Annotated in this window: 17 protein-coding genes; 16 read left to right on the top strand and 1 reads right to left on the bottom strand. The window is 40.4% G+C overall.

The annotated features are described in order from the left end of the window. Positions 1–273 precede the first annotated feature (273 nt). Both ACNQGS_RS08490 and ACNQGS_RS08485 read left to right on the top strand, forming a co-directional pair. Positions 274–639 carry a hypothetical protein gene (locus tag ACNQGS_RS08490; RefSeq protein WP_491486956.1) on the top strand — a complete coding sequence of 122 codons (366 nt, stop codon included), beginning with the start codon at positions 274–276 and terminating at the stop codon, positions 637–639. A 196-nt stretch (positions 640–835) separates the two neighbouring features. Beyond that, a complete protein-coding gene (locus ACNQGS_RS08485; RefSeq protein WP_491486955.1) occupies positions 836–1003 on the top strand; it encodes a hypothetical protein in 168 nt (55 codons plus the stop codon). 186 nt (positions 1004–1189) lie between these two features. On the opposite strand, the gene ACNQGS_RS08480 is transcribed toward ACNQGS_RS08485, so the two are convergent. Further along, positions 1190–1678 (bottom strand): LysM peptidoglycan-binding domain-containing protein, encoded by a 489-nt coding sequence (locus ACNQGS_RS08480; protein ID WP_491486954.1) that lies wholly within the window; start codon positions 1676–1678, stop codon positions 1190–1192. Positions 1679–2018: 340 nt separating this feature from the next. Here ACNQGS_RS08480 and ACNQGS_RS08475 point away from each other — a divergent pair, with 340 nt between their 5' ends. The 14 genes from ACNQGS_RS08475 (at position 2019) to ACNQGS_RS08410 (ending at position 16650) form a co-directional block, all read left to right on the top strand. Then, entirely contained in the window at positions 2019–2792 is a 774-nt protein-coding gene (locus tag ACNQGS_RS08475) for an SDR family oxidoreductase (protein WP_491486953.1), read from the top strand. Positions 2793–3267: 475 nt separating this feature from the next. Then, entirely contained in the window at positions 3268–3507 is a 240-nt protein-coding gene (locus ACNQGS_RS08470; RefSeq protein WP_213145749.1) for a sulfurtransferase TusA family protein, read from the top strand. Between the two features lie 42 nt (positions 3508–3549). Beyond that, positions 3550–3912 carry a DsrE family protein gene (locus ACNQGS_RS08465; RefSeq protein ID WP_491486952.1) on the top strand — a complete coding sequence of 121 codons (363 nt, stop codon included), beginning with the start codon at positions 3550–3552 and terminating at the stop codon, positions 3910–3912. A gap of 46 nt (positions 3913–3958) precedes the next feature. Further along, entirely contained in the window at positions 3959–4672 is a 714-nt protein-coding gene (locus ACNQGS_RS08460; RefSeq protein WP_491486951.1) for a sulfurtransferase TusA family protein, read from the top strand. Between the two features lie 13 nt (positions 4673–4685). Continuing rightward, the gene (locus tag ACNQGS_RS08455) at positions 4686–5852 is read left to right on the top strand and encodes a vitamin-B12 independent methionine synthase (RefSeq protein ID WP_491486950.1); all 1167 of its coding nucleotides are present in this window, start codon (positions 4686–4688) and stop codon (positions 5850–5852) included. Positions 5853–5866: 14 nt separating this feature from the next. Then, entirely contained in the window at positions 5867–6319 is a 453-nt protein-coding gene (locus tag ACNQGS_RS08450; RefSeq protein ID WP_491486949.1) for an OsmC family protein, read from the top strand. A gap of 370 nt (positions 6320–6689) precedes the next feature. Further along, the gene (nagZ, locus tag ACNQGS_RS08445; protein WP_491486948.1) at positions 6690–8423 is read left to right on the top strand and encodes a beta-N-acetylhexosaminidase; all 1734 of its coding nucleotides are present in this window, start codon (positions 6690–6692) and stop codon (positions 8421–8423) included. 133 nt (positions 8424–8556) lie between these two features. Then, a complete protein-coding gene (locus ACNQGS_RS08440) occupies positions 8557–8874 on the top strand; it encodes an Ada metal-binding domain-containing protein (protein ID WP_491486947.1) in 318 nt (105 codons plus the stop codon). 12 nt (positions 8875–8886) lie between these two features. Then, complete coding sequence (locus ACNQGS_RS08435; protein WP_491486946.1) at positions 8887–9846, top strand: winged helix-turn-helix domain-containing protein; 960 nt, start codon at positions 8887–8889, stop codon at positions 9844–9846. A gap of 72 nt (positions 9847–9918) precedes the next feature. After that, complete coding sequence (locus ACNQGS_RS08430) at positions 9919–10713, top strand: hypothetical protein (RefSeq protein WP_491486945.1); 795 nt, start codon at positions 9919–9921, stop codon at positions 10711–10713. Between the two features lie 31 nt (positions 10714–10744). Beyond that, the gene (locus tag ACNQGS_RS08425) at positions 10745–11410 is read left to right on the top strand and encodes an SIR2 family NAD-dependent protein deacylase (protein ID WP_491486944.1); all 666 of its coding nucleotides are present in this window, start codon (positions 10745–10747) and stop codon (positions 11408–11410) included. A gap of 333 nt (positions 11411–11743) precedes the next feature. Further along, positions 11744–12853 carry a hypothetical protein gene (locus tag ACNQGS_RS08420; RefSeq protein WP_491486943.1) on the top strand — a complete coding sequence of 370 codons (1110 nt, stop codon included), beginning with the start codon at positions 11744–11746 and terminating at the stop codon, positions 12851–12853. Between the two features lies 1 nt (position 12854). Next, entirely contained in the window at positions 12855–14822 is a 1968-nt protein-coding gene (locus tag ACNQGS_RS08415) for an McrB family protein (protein ID WP_491486942.1), read from the top strand. Continuing rightward, positions 14806–16650 (top strand): DUF2357 domain-containing protein, encoded by a 1845-nt coding sequence (locus ACNQGS_RS08410; RefSeq protein WP_491486941.1) that lies wholly within the window; start codon positions 14806–14808, stop codon positions 16648–16650. The genes ACNQGS_RS08415 and ACNQGS_RS08410 overlap by 17 nt, the downstream gene beginning before the upstream one ends. The last annotated feature ends 284 nt before the right edge of the window (positions 16651–16934 follow it).

The raw sequence follows: 16934 nt of genomic DNA, 5'->3' as shown, positions 1-16934 counted from the left end.
TAAGTTGTAATTTTTTCGAAAGATTATTTAAATCTTACGAACAGTCCCCGGTAGATTAACGCTTTAACGTACCGAGGGACTGTCCCCATTTTTTTCGGTTTTTCAAAAAAATCTGATTGCGAGTATACGTTATACAGCATCGTTTGAAGTATCGTGCTAATTGCCTATATTTCCACATGACAGGCGGACGCCTATTTGATATAATTAGATATAAGAAAGTATGTTCGGTTTCGAGGCGGTTTCACAATTTAAAAAATCACTGGGGGTGTTGAAATGGAACAGGAAATCAAACTAATCCTCAAAGAGCTACAAAAAATGAACGGCAAAATTGGGAATTTAGAAGCAGGCCAGAAAAATTTAGAAGCAGGCCAGAAAAATTTAGAAGCAGGCCAGAAAAATTTAGAAGAGCGGCAAATGAATTTAGAAAAGGGTCAAAAAGGTTTAGAAGTTACTCTAAACCAATTGCAGTCAGATGTACGGGATATTAAAATCGGACAAGAAAAATTGCAAAAGAATTTGATACAAAGTTTGGGTGATTATACCGAGAAAATGATTCAATATACAGATATTAAAACAAATGCATTAAACAAACGAGTTTATAATATTGAAACAGAAATTGAAAAACTGCAAAGGCAATAATCGTTGTACCAGGCATCTCCGGAAAATGGGAGATGCCTGGCTTTTTCTTGTATTTCTATTTATAGAGAAACACCTTAGTAAGATTAGGGTCTTGTGTTATTACATAAAAGGTAATACGGAAATTTGGAATGATTAACCGGTTTGGTGATGTTAGAGAACAAACAAGTTTCTGTTTCTGTGCAAGGGAGGAATCGCTTTGAGATGTGGAGCAAGATGCTTTCTTGTTGAAATGCAAATAAACGGAGAAAAGCAAATCAAGTCTGTTAGTGCAAGAACTCCAGTGGAAGCAAGAAAGACCATTCGAATCGAGTACGGGGCGAAGGTAGAAATCCTTAAAGTAAAAGAAGAGAAGAAGGATGGGTGATTCTTTATTCGCTTTTCATGACTCGGATAGTAAACTAAATGACTAAAGAAATTGGCACCTTCCGCAATAATCGGAAGGTGCTTTATTAATCTTCAAGAGTTTTCTATGAACTCCGGATTAGGATGGTTTATAGGTTTTTATAGAATCCTTCCATTGTTCTTATAACAATGGCCCGATCTCTTCTTCCTAATGAGTCGGTTTTTTCATAAGAAAAGCATCTTTTATTCCGATATCCTTTACCTTCTTTTTCATTTTCTCTGCATTGGATTTTTTGGAAAAAGCACCAGCTTGAACTCGATAGAGGTTTTTACCATTAACGGAACTTTTAACGACGATCGCGTCAATTCCCTCCTTTTTCAAAAAAGCAACTCGCTTATCCGCATTCGTTTTCTTGCTAAATGAACCAGCGATGACAACATATAATGGTTTGGTTTGTTCAAAATCCGGAATCAATAACTTTTGGCCAGCAATAATCTTGTTGCTAGTTAGTTGGTTGTATTCCTTTAAATCTTCAACGGAAATATGGTATTTTTTCGAAATGCTATATAAGGTATCTCCTTTCTTTATAACAATATAATTGTCCTTAGCGAATGTGTTCTCCTGACCAAAATAAAATACCGACCCAATCAACAATGTACAAAGGACAGCCTGCAAGAACCGTTTGAATTTTTTCATTTTATTTTCACCTCATTTATACTGACGAGGGAAAGAACATTTTGATTCTGATATATAAGCCCAATTATTATCGGAAAATAAAAAATGGGTACATGATATCATTCTGATCTAAAGGTTATATGAGCCCGGACCACAGATTTAATAATTCAATGGGGCGCATAGAAAGGTTATATGAGCCGGAAATGCAAATATTATCAAGTCTCGGAGCGCATAGATAGGTAATAAATGACTGAGAGTAATTTTCACAAAATCTAAACAATTATCACTTTCACCAGCATATTTCCTATGAAAATAATTTTATAATGAAGATAATTGATTTTTTCATGGAAATGGAGTTGGCATGAGTATGAAGCATGTTGTCATCACGGGAAGTACAAGAGGAATTGGTTATGGACTGGCAAGGGAATTTTTACTGGCGGGATGCAAGGTAACGATAAACGGACAATCCCAGGAAAGTGTCGAGCGAGCATTGCAAAACCTAAGAGAAATGAATCTTGATACTGTTGAAGGATTTGCGGCAAGAGCCGATAAACGGGACGAATTGGAACAATTGTGGAATTATGCTGAAAAACATTTTGGAACTGTTGATATATGGATTAATAATGCAGGAGTTGATCAGGAGCGAAAGTATTTTTGGGAAATGGCCGAAGAGGAGTACGATAAAGTGATCCGCACGAATCTTAAAGGTGTTATGAATGGCTGCCATGTTGCCTTTAATCAAATGCTAAAACAAGGTTCCGGCCAAATTTTTAACATGGAGGGCTTCGGCAGCAATGGAATGATGCGTGAAAAGATGACCCTTTATGGGACATCAAAAAGTGCCGTCAGCTATTTTACCCGCTCTTTGGCGATTGAGGCCAAGCAGACAAATATAAAAGTGGGGACGTTAAGTCCAGGAATGGTCGCTACAGATTTTCTACGAAAATCGCTTGATGAACACAACCGGAAAATCTTCAACATCTTGGGCGACAAGGTTGAACCCGTGACGAAATTCCTTGCTGTGAAGGTGCTCGAAAATAAAGCCAATGATGCAAAAATTCAATGGCTGACCAAACCAAAGGTAATGTGGCGATTTGCCACATCTATGATTAGTAAACGGGATATCTTTAATTAATTTATGCGAAGATTATACTGAATTACAATATCTATGGGCACGGCCAGAGAAAGAAAAAAACTGAGGCCTCTTCTAAAAAGGGGGTTAAGGACGAGCTTTACCTTTTGCCACGGATTTATGTGAAGTATTCAACTACACTGAATGACTTTGCAAAAATCGTGGAAGGAGAAGAATACTGAAAACTTGATTCTAGGGGGCGGGAATTAATCGAGAAAAGGATGCTGTAAAAAAGTAAAAGGAGGCTTCCTCGTAATTGTAAAAAAGTGTTCACAATTAAGGGCTACTTCCTATAAATAGGGAGTAGTCCTTTTTTTGCTGGTGTAATCAGCTTTTTGGTATTTGTATTGATAAAATAGATTGAATCTGATTTATATAATCGATATTAAAAGTGTATATAGGAAAAATAACCAATCTATAATAAATTAGAAGGTTAAAAAAGCAAATAGTTTAATATAGTTGGAAGGGAAAGAAAAAAATGGGACAGCCATATATACCACTATTGACATATGATGCGGGTCCAACAGGCTGCGGAGAGTTAATTATGAATTTGTTTCTAACAATGAAAAAGATGAATAGTGGAGAAATCATTGAAGTCATCTCCTATGACCCTGGTGCACGAGAGGATATTCCGGCATGGTGTCGATTGCAAAAGCACCATTTATTGCAGCGGGAGGATAATGGGAAAATTAGTCATTACTTTATTAAAAAAGGCTGAAATAGCCTTTTAAATATTAATAGATTATTAGGAGGAACTATAATGTCTGCAAAATTCTTAGTAAGTTTAACAAATGCAAAAAACGATCAGGATAAAGCGACCGTGGGTTTTGTTGTAGCCAATGCGGCTGTTGCATCAGGTCAAGAAACGGTTGTCTTTTTAAATGTTGAAGGCGCTTACTTAGGCTCTAAAGGCTATGCTGATGATATTCATGAAGAAGGATTTGCACCGTTAAAACAACTTATGGACCAATTCATAGAAGCTGGTGGTAGCGTTTGGGTATGCAGCCCTTGTTACAAAAAGCGTAATTTAACCGAAGAAGATTTAATTGAAGGTGCTACGATTGTGGGCGGAGCAAAAGTTGTTGAATTCTTAACGCAAGGCGCTGCGTCTATAACCTATTAATAATGAAAGCAAGTTTGATATTTCGCTGTGGAATTAGGTGATTATTGTGGAGAACCCAAAAAGAGTTTGTGATGGTGGAGATTTAGATTGCGGTTCTGGTCTATTGCTTATTATTAAAAAAGCAATGGATCCTTTATTAGCAGGAGAAATCCTCGAGGTTCGCAGCCGTGAGCGCACGGTTGCAGATGATTTACCTGCTTGGTGCCGGATGGTTAATCATGAATTTCTAAATTCGGAGCCGGGTGATGGGACAACGAGATATTTCATACGAAAAGGCGGAAAACAAGAAGAATTAGAGGCGGACTTAGAAGCTGCAAAAGGATATAAATGGAACGTCCGTGTGAAGGCTGAAAAAGCATTAAAGGCAAAAGTTCATTCACGAAACCACACGTTTGTGGTCGGTCAACCTGCCGATTTTGGTTCAAAAGTAGAAGCACCAAGTGCAATCGATTACCTGCTAGGTGCGCTTGCCTCAGATTTAACGGTTGGCTTTAAGGCACAGGCCTCAAGAAGAAAGATTGAAATCGACCAATTAGAGGTGTCTATTAAAGCAGGGTTAGAAAATGTTTTATACCACCTGGAAATAGAAGATGAAGGCAGTCCGAGAATTCAAGAGATAAAAGGGAGTTTTTACGTCTCTTCACCACATTCAGAAGATGATTTAGAAAAACTGTGGGAAAATACGCTCGAAAGATCTCCTATCTATCAAACTATCAAACAATCAGTCAAGATTAGAATAGAATTTATGATTGTCTATTGAGGAGGTCAATATGATGTTACCGAAGTTTCCTACCACCGTCATTGGCAGTTGGCCGCGTTCGAAAGAAGTACTACGGGCCATGAGAGATTTACGGGCAGGTCGAATGTGTGAAGAAGAATTTCAAAACGTTGCCAATCAAGCTGTATTACAATGTTTGAAATGGCAGGAAGAAGCAGGCATTGATATTGTTTCTGATGGTGAGCAGCGGAGAGATAATTATATTTCCTTTGTCGCTGAACATTTGAATAATGTTCGCATGTTAAGTGTTTCTGAATTACTAGATTATGTAGAAGATAAATCGAGTTTTGAAGAAATTCTAGGAACATTAGATGTTCCGGCTTTTTCAATGTCTAATCCGGCTGCAATAGGCAAGATTAGCCGCAAGAAACCGCTGGCATTAAACGACTTTTTATTTTTAAAACAACATACTGACAAAGCGATTAAAGTGACGTTACCCGGTCCTTATCTGTTAACGAGGTCGATGTGGGTGGAAGGACTATCAGTTGATGCATACCCGACAAAAGAGGATTTGGCTGTTGATATTGTCAAGGTACTGCGTGAAGAGTTGGAAGACCTCATTGCTGCAGGAGTAGATTTTGTACAATTTGATGAGCCTGTCTTAACAGAAGTGGTGTTTACGCAAAAGAATGCAAACAGAACCTTCATGTGCGGTGCGCTGACTGCAAAAGCGGATGCAGAAGAGGAGTTATCGTTTGCTTTAGATTTAATTAATCAAGTTACCGATGGAATGTTAGGAAGAGGTACCACCATTGGCATTCATATTTGCCGTGGGAATTGGAGTACTGACGATGAAATTTTACTTCGTGGTCCGTATTTTCCATTAATACCTTATCTTGAACAGGCAAATGTAGACCAGTTAGCTCTTGAATTTGCAACACCAAGAGCAGGTGAACTTGATGCGATTAAGAGCATTGGCAGAAAATCATTAGGATTTGGTGTAATAAATCCAAGAACAGTTACGCTTGAATCTGTTGACGATATTGTCGCACGGGTAGAAGAAGTAAGGGCGATTCTGCCTGATGCTGAAATCTTTTTAAATCCAGATTGTGGTTTTGGTACCTTTGCACAACGACCAATGAATAGTGATGAAATTGCTTTTGAAAAATTAAAAGTCATGGCAGTTGCTGCTAAAAAACTTCGAGAAACGGTAAGTGTTTAAGAAAGGATGAAAATATGAGACAACAAATGTCAGTAAAGGTACAAGGAATTGGAAATGGCATGAGGACAGATTCCGTTGCAGGCAAGCATAAAATTGCCATTGATGAACCGGTAACAATGGGCGGACAAGATTCTGCGATTGACCCTCTTTCAACTTTTCTAGCCTCACTTATTGGCTGTGAAAACGTAATGGCACAAATCATTGCGAAAGAAATGAACTTTGACCTTCAAGGAATTTCATTTGAGGTTGAAGGTGATCTTGATATTAGCGGTTTAATGGGGAATTTAGAGGTAAAACCATATTTTGAAAAGGTGGTCATTAAAGCCACTGTTGAAACATCTGAGTCTCAGGACAGAATAGATGAGCTAAAAGAGGCAATAGATTTACGTTGTCCAGTCTTCCGTACCATTAAAGATGCAGGAATTCCAATAGAAAACCACTGGTTAAAAGCATCTGTGACAATATAAGAACTATAAAAAAGGTGATGAATCAATTAGGATTCATCACCTTTTTGTTCAACGTTTTTAATAAATGCTAACATATTGCTAACGCACACATTTCCAAACAGTAAATTCAGGTTAAAGATGTTATAATAAAATTCGGCAAAACGGTGATTCAAGACCTAATTCATAAGAGTAGTATACAATAGAGGTTGATATATACTAGTCATGACTAATATATATCAACCTCTTACTTTTTTTCTATAATCGCGCCCTTTAATGAAATAAGTATAGTTAGCAGGGGCATTTCGCTGAAGATTATTGCTGGAAAGACAGTGTTGCTGAATATTTGTGGTGACGGATAGAAAAAAAGGATGGTAGAAAGGGGAATTGGAAAATGAAAAGAAAAAGGGCTTCTCGAAATATGCTGAGTATTTTTACGATTCTACTTTTAATGTTTGCCTTAATCATTGGAGTTTATTATGCAATCAAAGTAAATGATACCGAACAGACGCCAGGCAAAGAAGGCGCAATTATAACGAAGCCATCCGATACTAAAAAAGATGATCAGAATTCAAATGAGAAATTAGTAGAAGAAACCTTTTCCTTATCAAAGGAAGGTAAGGTTCCGAATATTCCTTTTGTCTCCGGTAAAACAGGATGGAAGGAAGTAAATAAAGAGTGGGGAAAATCAGACAATGTTTCGGAAACTGCTAAAGGCAGGTATGAGGAATACAAAAGTCATCATTCTACAATCGGCTATGCCGGCAACACAGTGAATGATATACGGTCTTATGACTCTGAACTACAAAGGATCACCTTAAATGAAATTAAGAAAACGGGTGGAGAACCCGATGATATTCGATATTATAAAGATTCAACTCATGACCAAATGATACTTGTTTATCATGCAAACACGTCCACTGATTTATTATGGGTTTTGCCTAAAACAACAGAGCAGGAACCAAATCCTAAAGTTGACCATATCTCACTCTTTACACAGGTTGAAGAAACATCAAATCAACAAGAAAATCAAACCATTTCCAAAGTAATTTCTAACATGAGTTTAGATGAAAAAATAGGGCAGATGATTCTTGCTGGGATTTCCGGCACCACAATGGATACAAACGCAAAAAAATTAATAAGCCAAGCCCATGTCGGAGGAATTATATTTTACCAAAATAATTTTGAAACCCCTGAACAAACCGTTCAACTTGTGAATCAACTGAAGGCTGGAAACAGTTCGGATCTACCGCTTTTTTTAAGTGCTGACCAAGAGGGGGGACGTGTGACCAGATTGCCGGGTGGACTAACTAACTTTCCATCAAATGGTAAGATTGGACAGGTAAATGATCCTGAGTTTTCTTATAAAGTTGGAACACTTTTAGGTCAAGAATTAAAAGAATTTGGTTTAAATCTCGATTTTGCACCTGTTCTTGATATTAACAGCAATCCAACTAACCCTGTGATCGGGGATCGATCATTTGGGAACAATGCGGAAATAGTAAGTAAACTTGGAGTTCAAACGATGAAAGGGATACAGTCTCAGAACGTTATCACGACAATTAAACATTTTCCTGGTCACGGAGATACATCGGTTGATTCCCATCTGGACCTTCCAATTGTAAATAAAAGCCTTAAGGAACTTAAAGAACTAGAGTTAATACCGTTTGAACGTGCGATTAATCAAGGTGCAGATGTTGTGATGGTCGCTCATATCTTATTGCCTCAATTAGATAAAACGAATCCAGGGACCATGTCAAAAGCTGTCATGACGGATCTTCTTAGAAAACAACTTGGTTTTACAGGAGTAATCATAACGGACGATATGACAATGGGGGCCATTACAGAACATTTTGATATTGGTAAAGCAGCGGTAGAATCAGTAAAGGCAGGAAGCGATATTATTTTAGTAGGACATGATTATAATAATGTTGTAAAAATTATCTCCTCTTTAAAAACGGCTGTTGAAAATGGGGAAATTTCCGAACAAAGATTAAATCAGAGTATAGAAAGAATTATTCAACTAAAAAGGAAATATGGCATTAACGATACGAAAGTGGTGGAAAATCCGAACATAAATGAAATAAATCACTCAATCAATAGTCTTCTGAATGATTATTTACATTAATTATTCATATAGGTTTGTGGAAGTTAAAATATAAAACAAATAAAGATGATAATTATATTATGTAAACTAAATAGATATAATCGAATCAAATTAAACTAGAGTTGGTATTTGTATAGTTGGAGGGGAATCACAAATGCTAGATCACAAAGAGGAAATCCAAAAAAACGAGCAGCAAGACAAAACATATACACTTCTAGGTCCGGATAAGAAACCTTATCAGAGTAAAATTCCAGGTACATACGGCGGCCACAGGAAAACAAAAGTCTATGGACGTATGGATTGCCCAGCGGCACTACGGGCGATTGCCAAAGGGGGCTATGTACAGAATCGCGTGTTTTTTGCGGACGAGGAGACCGCGATTGCAGCAGGATTCAGGCCATGTGCATCCTGCCTTCGAGAAAAGTATGCCGAATGGAAAGAAAGACAAAAGCTTCAGAATCCTAATCGTTAAGGAGAGCGTGCCATGCAATCACAAATCGAGGAATTGTTAGATTTCGAGGATAATTGGCTGGACAGGGAAGGCCTGGACGAAGGTGACGGACGGAACGTATGGCTGGAGGAAGGCATCCGGTTATACACCCGATTTCAGGAACTCGATAGAAAAGAACCTAGGTATTCCATTATGCTCGCCAATCTATATCTTCAATTGGGACGAGATGAAAAAATGCGCAGGGGCAACTATCGGAGGGCCTATGACATCTTACGAAGGGCAACCCTCCATAGCCCCGACAAACCCGATGCCTTTTACCACTTATCCTTTATCTTAGCTGAAGAGGATCGGAAGTGGGAAGCCGTCTTATTTTATGGTAAAGAAGCGTTGGAAATGGGAATAAACGGCAGCAAACGAATCAAGCTACTATGTAACCTGGCTCTAGCCTACACAAGAATCGGATACCCGCAAAAAGGTGCAGACCTGATTAGGGAAGCAGGTACCCTGGATGTGAAAAAGGAACAGCTTTGGTTCATCGAACTATATATGGATAAGTTGAAAAAGAAACAAATGGAACCCATACTTTTAAAGGAAAATGACGAAAAACGCAAGAGAATTACCCATCGTGATATGGACCAAATACTTGACGATGCCATGAGCGGAAAATACGTGGTTCTCAACTTGGCAGACTCTGAAAAGCTCGTGTATGGAAGCACTGATACTGTACGGCTGGAGCCGAAACAGGCGGAACTGCTCGGTTATTTGATTGACAACAAAGGGATCTATTGTGATAAAAGCAGAATTGAAAAGGCGGTATGGAATGATCAAGTATTAACTCCAGCCGTTGTCAAACGGTACATTACGGCCATTCGAAAAAAATTAGCACAGGCAATGGGCAGGAACGATATTAAAGAGAGTGTATTAATTACAACCAAGAACGGCGAATATGTCTGGAATGCCGATATCCCGGCAAAAGTCCTCCGTAAGGGATAAAAATCCGGTTACGACCATCGTAACCGGATTTTTGTATATTTAAGGTGCAAAAGATAAGGGAGGATGATCAGGATGAACTTACTAAAATTAGAAATGATGACCGCAACAGAACGGATGGCAGAGGCACTAACAATGAGAGGCTTGTTTGTTGAAACGAAAGACGATTTCATCATTCTGACAGGGGAAAACACCAGCGCAGATATCATGAAAACACAAAGCTTGCTCAACGACCTTGAAATACCGACGTTTTGGCAAGAAAACCGATTCCAGCTATTAGTGAGCCGGTTTCCGATTGCCGCGATGAAGAAGATTATCAACGTACCAGGCAAGGAATTCCCAGTCCATATGGAGGGCTATCATTTCAAATGGAGAGCCTTTGCTCAACGGCGATTTGGCATCAAAGTGAATGCCTTGGACCTTGATGCGAACATGGCCATGTTTGTCAAATCACTGAATCTAGCAGGTATTACGGCCCTTGCTGGCTGCAGCGGACATCACCGTTACCCGCCAAACGTTCAGCTTTCAGGTGCCTATCAGGGAGCATGGTTTAAGGTGATCCAGGAGAAATATTTAAAAGGGCTGAATCTTCACTATACATGGGAAGTCCATTTCGATAACAGGTCAGGCTCCTGTATCAGGGCCGTGGAAACAGGGCGCTGGGACATGAGTTTGATTTATCAGGACACGATGCAAATGGCCGAGGTGCTCCAAAAATATGCTGCTGAGATTCGGGGACTCAAAAAATCCTCTTTCAAACGTAGCAAGGATATGAAAGAAACAGCCGGCAAACTACTAAGGGAAGAAAATGTAGACGTATTAGTGGACTGGATGAAAGAGCAAGCAGAAAAGCAATTCAGCCTTATCTAAACAAATATAGATTGAAAGGATAGAGAAAAACATGAAAAGTTTTCAAGATTATTCTGAACAAATAGTAACCTTAGCAGATTGGCTTCAAAATTCTAAACACACAACAATCCTGACAGGGGCAGGGATGTCCACAGAATCAAACATCCCGGACTTTCGCTCGAAGGATGGCTGGTGGAACAACATTGATCCGAGAACGGTCGCAACCACCGAGGCTCTCGAGAATCACTATGATTTATTCCATGAATTTTACAGCATGAGAGTTAATCTGCTTGAAAATTGCCAGCCGCATAAAGGGCATCATATATTGGCGGAATGGGAACAGAAAGGCCTCATCCAAGCCATTTGTACACAGAACGTCGATGGCTTTCATAGCGCAGCCGGCAGCCAGCAGGTATACGAACTTCACGGCTCCATCAGCAAGTTCCGCTGTGCGGACTGTTCTAGGATTGCAAGCAAAGAGCAATTCCTGAACAAAGCGAGATGCAGTCAATGCGGTGGCAAGCTCAGGCCAAATGTTGTCCTTTTTGGTGAAATGCTGCCGGAGGAAAGCTGGAGCGCTTCACTTTCCCATATTCATAAATCAGAACTTGTGATTGTGATCGGAACAAGCCTGGAGGTCTACCCTGCCAGCCAACTGCCGCAAATGACAGAAGGCAGAACGGCCTATATTAACATGGAAATGAACGGAAATAATTAAGACTTTAGCCTCATTATTCAGGATAAGGCAGGAAATGTACTTGCAAAAGTAAACGAAATCATAGAAAAAAAAGAAAAATAATTTTCTGAGTATAGTAACTTTTTCCTATGGAACCATGTTATACTTGTAATGCAATTGTATAAATAAGGAAGCGCAACAAAGAGTCAGGTATAGTCATTTCGCTCGTTTTCTTGGCCGACATCATATGTATTACTATACTAATATGAATATACATGTATCTATTTGACTACTTCCATTCTTTGTTTGGAGTAGTTTTTTTAAACCTTATTTTCAGAAATATTAGAACTTTTATACCTTTGGGAGGGTTAAAAAATGGAGAAGGAAATATGGAAATGGATATTGGATACTTTCCCGGATGATGGAATTGCCAATATTGCGGACAATCTGATGATCAAAATAAAAGGTTTTCGCCAGTTAAATCCCCAGCAAGCAAATTTCAAAATGGTGAGAAACAGAATCATAAAGGAAGCGCTTAATCAAAAGAATAGTAAAAAACTATATTATTTCTTTGATTCTCTCATCGAAGACCGTCCCGAAATCGAGTCGTTACGAGGGAAAAGTATCGAGGAGCTTTTACAGGTGCTAGGAGAGGAGGGGCTGTATCCATCCATCTTACTTGGGGTGTTGCTGTCCAGTGAGGACGAGGAAGATCATGGGAAGGCTCAGGAAATATATATAAAACTTAAAGAGGAAGAAAAACTCGATCTACTGGAAAAGCAAGTGGATGAAAAGCTTGCGAATGAAGAGGAAGTGGACGAGCAGGAAATCTTGGAACAGCTACAAAAGGGGCTAAAAACGGCACTCAAGGAAATCGAGAGGCTGGAAAAGAAACTGAAGAAACTGGAACAAAAAAACGAGGAGCTAAAGATAAAAGAGGCAAGCAGCCAAACAAGCCTCAAAAATGAAAGGAAAGAATGGAAAACCGAGAAAAAGGCATTCCTGCAGGAAATTCATTCCCTTAAAGCGGAGATGGGCACGGTGCGTAATGATTCGAAGACCGCTTCAGCAGAAAAGGAAGAATTAAATAAAAAGTTAGCCAAGCAAAAAGAAACAATGAAGTTGAAGGATGAAGAGATTAATAGGCTTCATGCACGTGTCGTCAAATTAGAAACAGATTTAGAGAATCAAAATAATCAGGACCAATCAGGAAAAGAAAGGATAAAGGTTGCGATGATCGGTGACCCTTATTCAAGCAGATTACAGAAGTATGACAAATTTGAACTGACCATTTTAAAAGGTTCAGAGTTTCAGGAAGAACAAGGGCAAACAGCATTGGATCATGCCGATCAAGTCTGGCTTTTGACTTACAAAATCCCAAGAAGCGTTCAAAAACGAGTGAAATCCGTCGTGAAGAACAAACAAACGAAGGAATTTTCGACATTTGCCGACTTGGAAGACCATATGCTGAAGGGGATGATTTAACATGAACAAAACATGGAACACCAACTTGATAGGCGTCCTTGCCAGTGAGGAATCGGTACAATACGCACTGCGTAAAAAAGCTATTTTCAAAAATGTGCAAGATGTCCTGCAGTTTTATGTAAGAATCATCAGTAAAACGCCAAACAGTTTCCCTTCTATCAAATTGATAACTTTCTTCGGGACAGATTTGGAAAAATGGGGCTTTGAAGGCAATCATCTAGAGGAAACGGAAGGCAGGAGGGCGGTCTATCGCTTTCTCGAGGATAACCTGCTGGTATTCAAACCGCAGCAGAAAATTCTCTACGATGGACAGGAAGTTTTTGACGGTACAGACCTGATCCTCATTCCAAAATCGGAAAGGTATCATGAGGGGGTAAGTTTAACACCGATGCCGATCTTTTCGGAAGAGGAGCAGGGCATGACGCAGGAAGAATTTGAGCTGCGGCTGCAAGCGGGTGAATGGGTGGGAAAAATTGCTGGCATTTCCCATGAGCAAAAGGACACACCGGAATATATCTTGTGGAAAACCAGCGATTCAGTTTACACCGTTTATGGTGAGTTTTCCGGTCACCATTACGGGGAGGAAGGATTTTCCTTTACCAGGAATAAGCTTTTGAAATCGGCTCCTTTTGATGAAGAGTGGCTCGATGATTGTTACGAGGTTGATCATACAATGTTCGTACCGCACGAAATCTTTACTTACATCGATGGAACCATTGAAGCGGCGGAGCCTTTGGAGATTCCTTATCGAAAATCTCCTTTCATGGAGGAAACGGAGAGGCGTCTGGCGGCTGCACAAGTACAAGTACAAAGACCCGATCCTGTCGTAACGGTTGACCGGAGCGGCATGTCTGAAGCGGAATTGATGCAGGAATTCATTCGAACCACGATGGAACAGGGACTGCTTTATGACAAAAAGGATCTCTATAACTTTCATACAGCAGTGAAATCTTCCAACCTGGTGATCTTGGCCGGGATGAGCGGAACGGGCAAATCGAAGCTGGTCCAAGTCTATGCAAGGGCACTGGGGCTTACGGACGATTATCAGATGACATTGGTACCTGTCCGGCCTGCCTGGACGGATGATGCGGATGTCATTGGATATGCGGATACACTCAATAAAGAGTACCGGCCGGGAGACTCCGGCGTCATCAACGCTCTCTTGAGTGCCAAGGACAATAGCAACAAGCTTCATATTATCTGTTTTGACGAGATGAACCTGGCGCGGGTTGAGCATTATTTCTCCCAATTCCTTTCGGTACTGGAGATGGAGGCGGGACCTAACAGGGGCTTGAGGCTTTATAATGACGATTTGAAAAGCCAGCTGAAAAATTCATCATTGTATCCGCCTGTCATCCCTATCGGTGATAACGTTATCTTCGTTGGAACGGTCAACTTGGATGAATCCACCTACCATTTTTCCGATAAGGTTCTGGATCGTGCGAACGTGATTACGCTTAATGTTCTTTCGTTTGACAGTCTTATGATGTTAACGAAAGAGATGAGGGAAACAACAACAAAGCCTTCTGGAGGGAACGGAACCGTTACCTTGGATTTGTTCGACAGCTACCGTGACAAAACCAAGGATATTCATATGAAGGAAAGTGAATTGGCCCTGTTATGGGAAATCCATACTGAGCTGCAGAAGATCAATAAAAACCTGGGAGTCGGTCCAAGAATTGTCCGGCAAATCGATCAATATCTCAAGAACCTGCCTGAAAGCAGCTGCTTCACGAGGGAAGAGGCATTCGATAAACAAGTGGTGCAAAGAATCCTGACCAAGGTAAGGGGGCCGGAGGATCTCTTGAAAAGGTTCATCGGGATGTACGATACCGCAACAGAGAACATTGAAGGAAGCATCCTGGGTGACCTATTGGACAAGTACGATGAGGTGTCCGAGTTCTATGACACCCGGAATGTGCTGGTTCAAAAGGCGAAAGAGTTGAAGCACAATGGCTATACCCTCTAATGGAGTTGAAGTCATTTTTAACCAAAGACTAGGGAATCAGGACAACCCCATCACAGCAGGATCATTTTTTACAAATGAACATGATTTTTTTGAAAAAAGGGACGAATCCTCCATCGAAATAAAGGAATATTTAGCCGTATCCATCACTTTTCATTCCAATAGGACGGATTCCCAATTCTTCATGGATGGTTTGGAAACCTTGCCTGAGCCGAATCTGAAAACCGATTCGCAAGTAGGGGAAGTATACCTTTCGCCTTCTGAAAATCCTGTCATCCTGTTCGATCACAATGATGAATATTATCCGCTGATTCCGGGCTTTTATCGGATGATGGTGATTTATGATGGGGCACGGTATTACAGCTGGGTGAAGGTTGTTCCAAAACAGCTCGAGGAATCGCAATGGGAGCTGATGAGGCAGGAAGTGGAGCAGGAATTAAAAGGATTGGCGAGGGAACTGCTGCTGAAAAAAACAGACCTGGATACCAGGATGGATGGTATCCCATTAGGGCTACTGGAGCAATTTTTCGTGATTAACAAGCGATTTTCCTCGGTAATGGCGGCGTTGACGGATCTGTATCGAAAGGTCAATTTTCGAATCAATAAAGGATATACCTTTGTTTCCAAGGAGAGAGCTAGATTCATAGACGATAAAACCATTCGTCATGCCGCCTTCCGCCCAAATAATGAACAGACCTTCAAGGCGCCTGTCAGTGAGGTGACCTATGACCTGCCGGAAAACCGTCTGGTTAAAAAAATCATCGAGTCCATTTCCAAGACGTTGACCGGCTTTATCGAGGGCGTCGAAAGGACGGCAGGCAGCCTAACGGATCTTCATGCTGCGAGTCCCGTCGAAATGGGTCCACAAAAGGATATCACCTTGCTGGAGCTTCAAAAATTAAGCGGGGTTGCCGGTAAGATGCGGGGAGCCATCCAGTGGATCAAGACAGCGCCATGGTATGAAAGTGTCGGGGGCTATCAGGAATCAGGCATCCCGCATGTGATGAACAGCGATCCCAGGTACCGTGCGATTTACCAGTTATATCGAGAACTCCATCAGGAGAAAAGCGAAGCAAGAACTTATCCATCCTATGTTTATCAGTGGAAACGTTCAGATAAGCTCTATGAAATTTGGGGATATATCCAGTTCATTAAGGCCCTTACGGGAGATGTATTAGCATTCTCTCCTAAGAGCGGATGGATCTTCAATGAGGACTTCGGCAAAAACGATGGGTTCATTCCATCGCTTCCTTCCAATACAGAGGTAGTGATGAAGAAGGGCAACCTGGAAATCGTGTTGGTCTATGAAGGACACCTGCCGACACAGAGCAGGCTTGCGACAGCGAAAAACCCCTTATATACAAGGGGAACGCACACCACTCCAGATGCCAGGTTGGATGTCTATAAAGAGAATATCTATATTGGCAGTATCATCGTTGATTTTAAGTACCGTCCAAGAAAAGCGATATGGGACGAAAATCTAATTTACAATCAAAGGCAGAATGAGGTCATGCGGCAGCTGGTCAGCTATAGTGACAATATTCATTCAAACTTCCTGTTTGGAGCCGTCGGGAACCCACTTATCGGCAGGTTCAGCCCGGTCCAGGAAGTATGGGCCGTTTATCCGAACCGCTTCGGTGCATCGAGAAGTCACGAGTATGCTGATCATAAAGTGTGTTTGGTAGAACTGACACCAGGTCAAGTGAATGACCTTCTTGTTGATAAAATCAAGGAAGGTATAGATAGTCTTTTGAGGACAAGTGAACTGATTATGGGTACTGCTTTCAAAGATAGTTCCTCGGATAATACCAAGGTTCCGGAACTGGTTTGAATATATTTAAAATGGATGAATGAAGTAGGGTTCCCCTTCCGTGAGAAAAAACGTAAAAAGCTGGCGACCCATTTTAAACGAGTATTATCAAAGTTCACTAGAAATCATCGGGAAAATGAACATTTACACTAAAATGTTGTGCGATTTGAATCCTTGAATTAAAAGAAATAAAGAGATAGAAGAAATTATAAAGCGAGTTTTGGTATAAGATATCACTTTTTTAATTAACAGCTAGCATGAAGGAAGAATACGCTATCCTCATGCTAGCTTTTCTTTTATTACAC

The organism is Neobacillus sp. PVCKKU3, from assembly GCF_058323225.1.
Note: the sequence above shows the minus strand (reverse complement) of the source record. Positions and strands in the feature narration are given on the sequence as shown.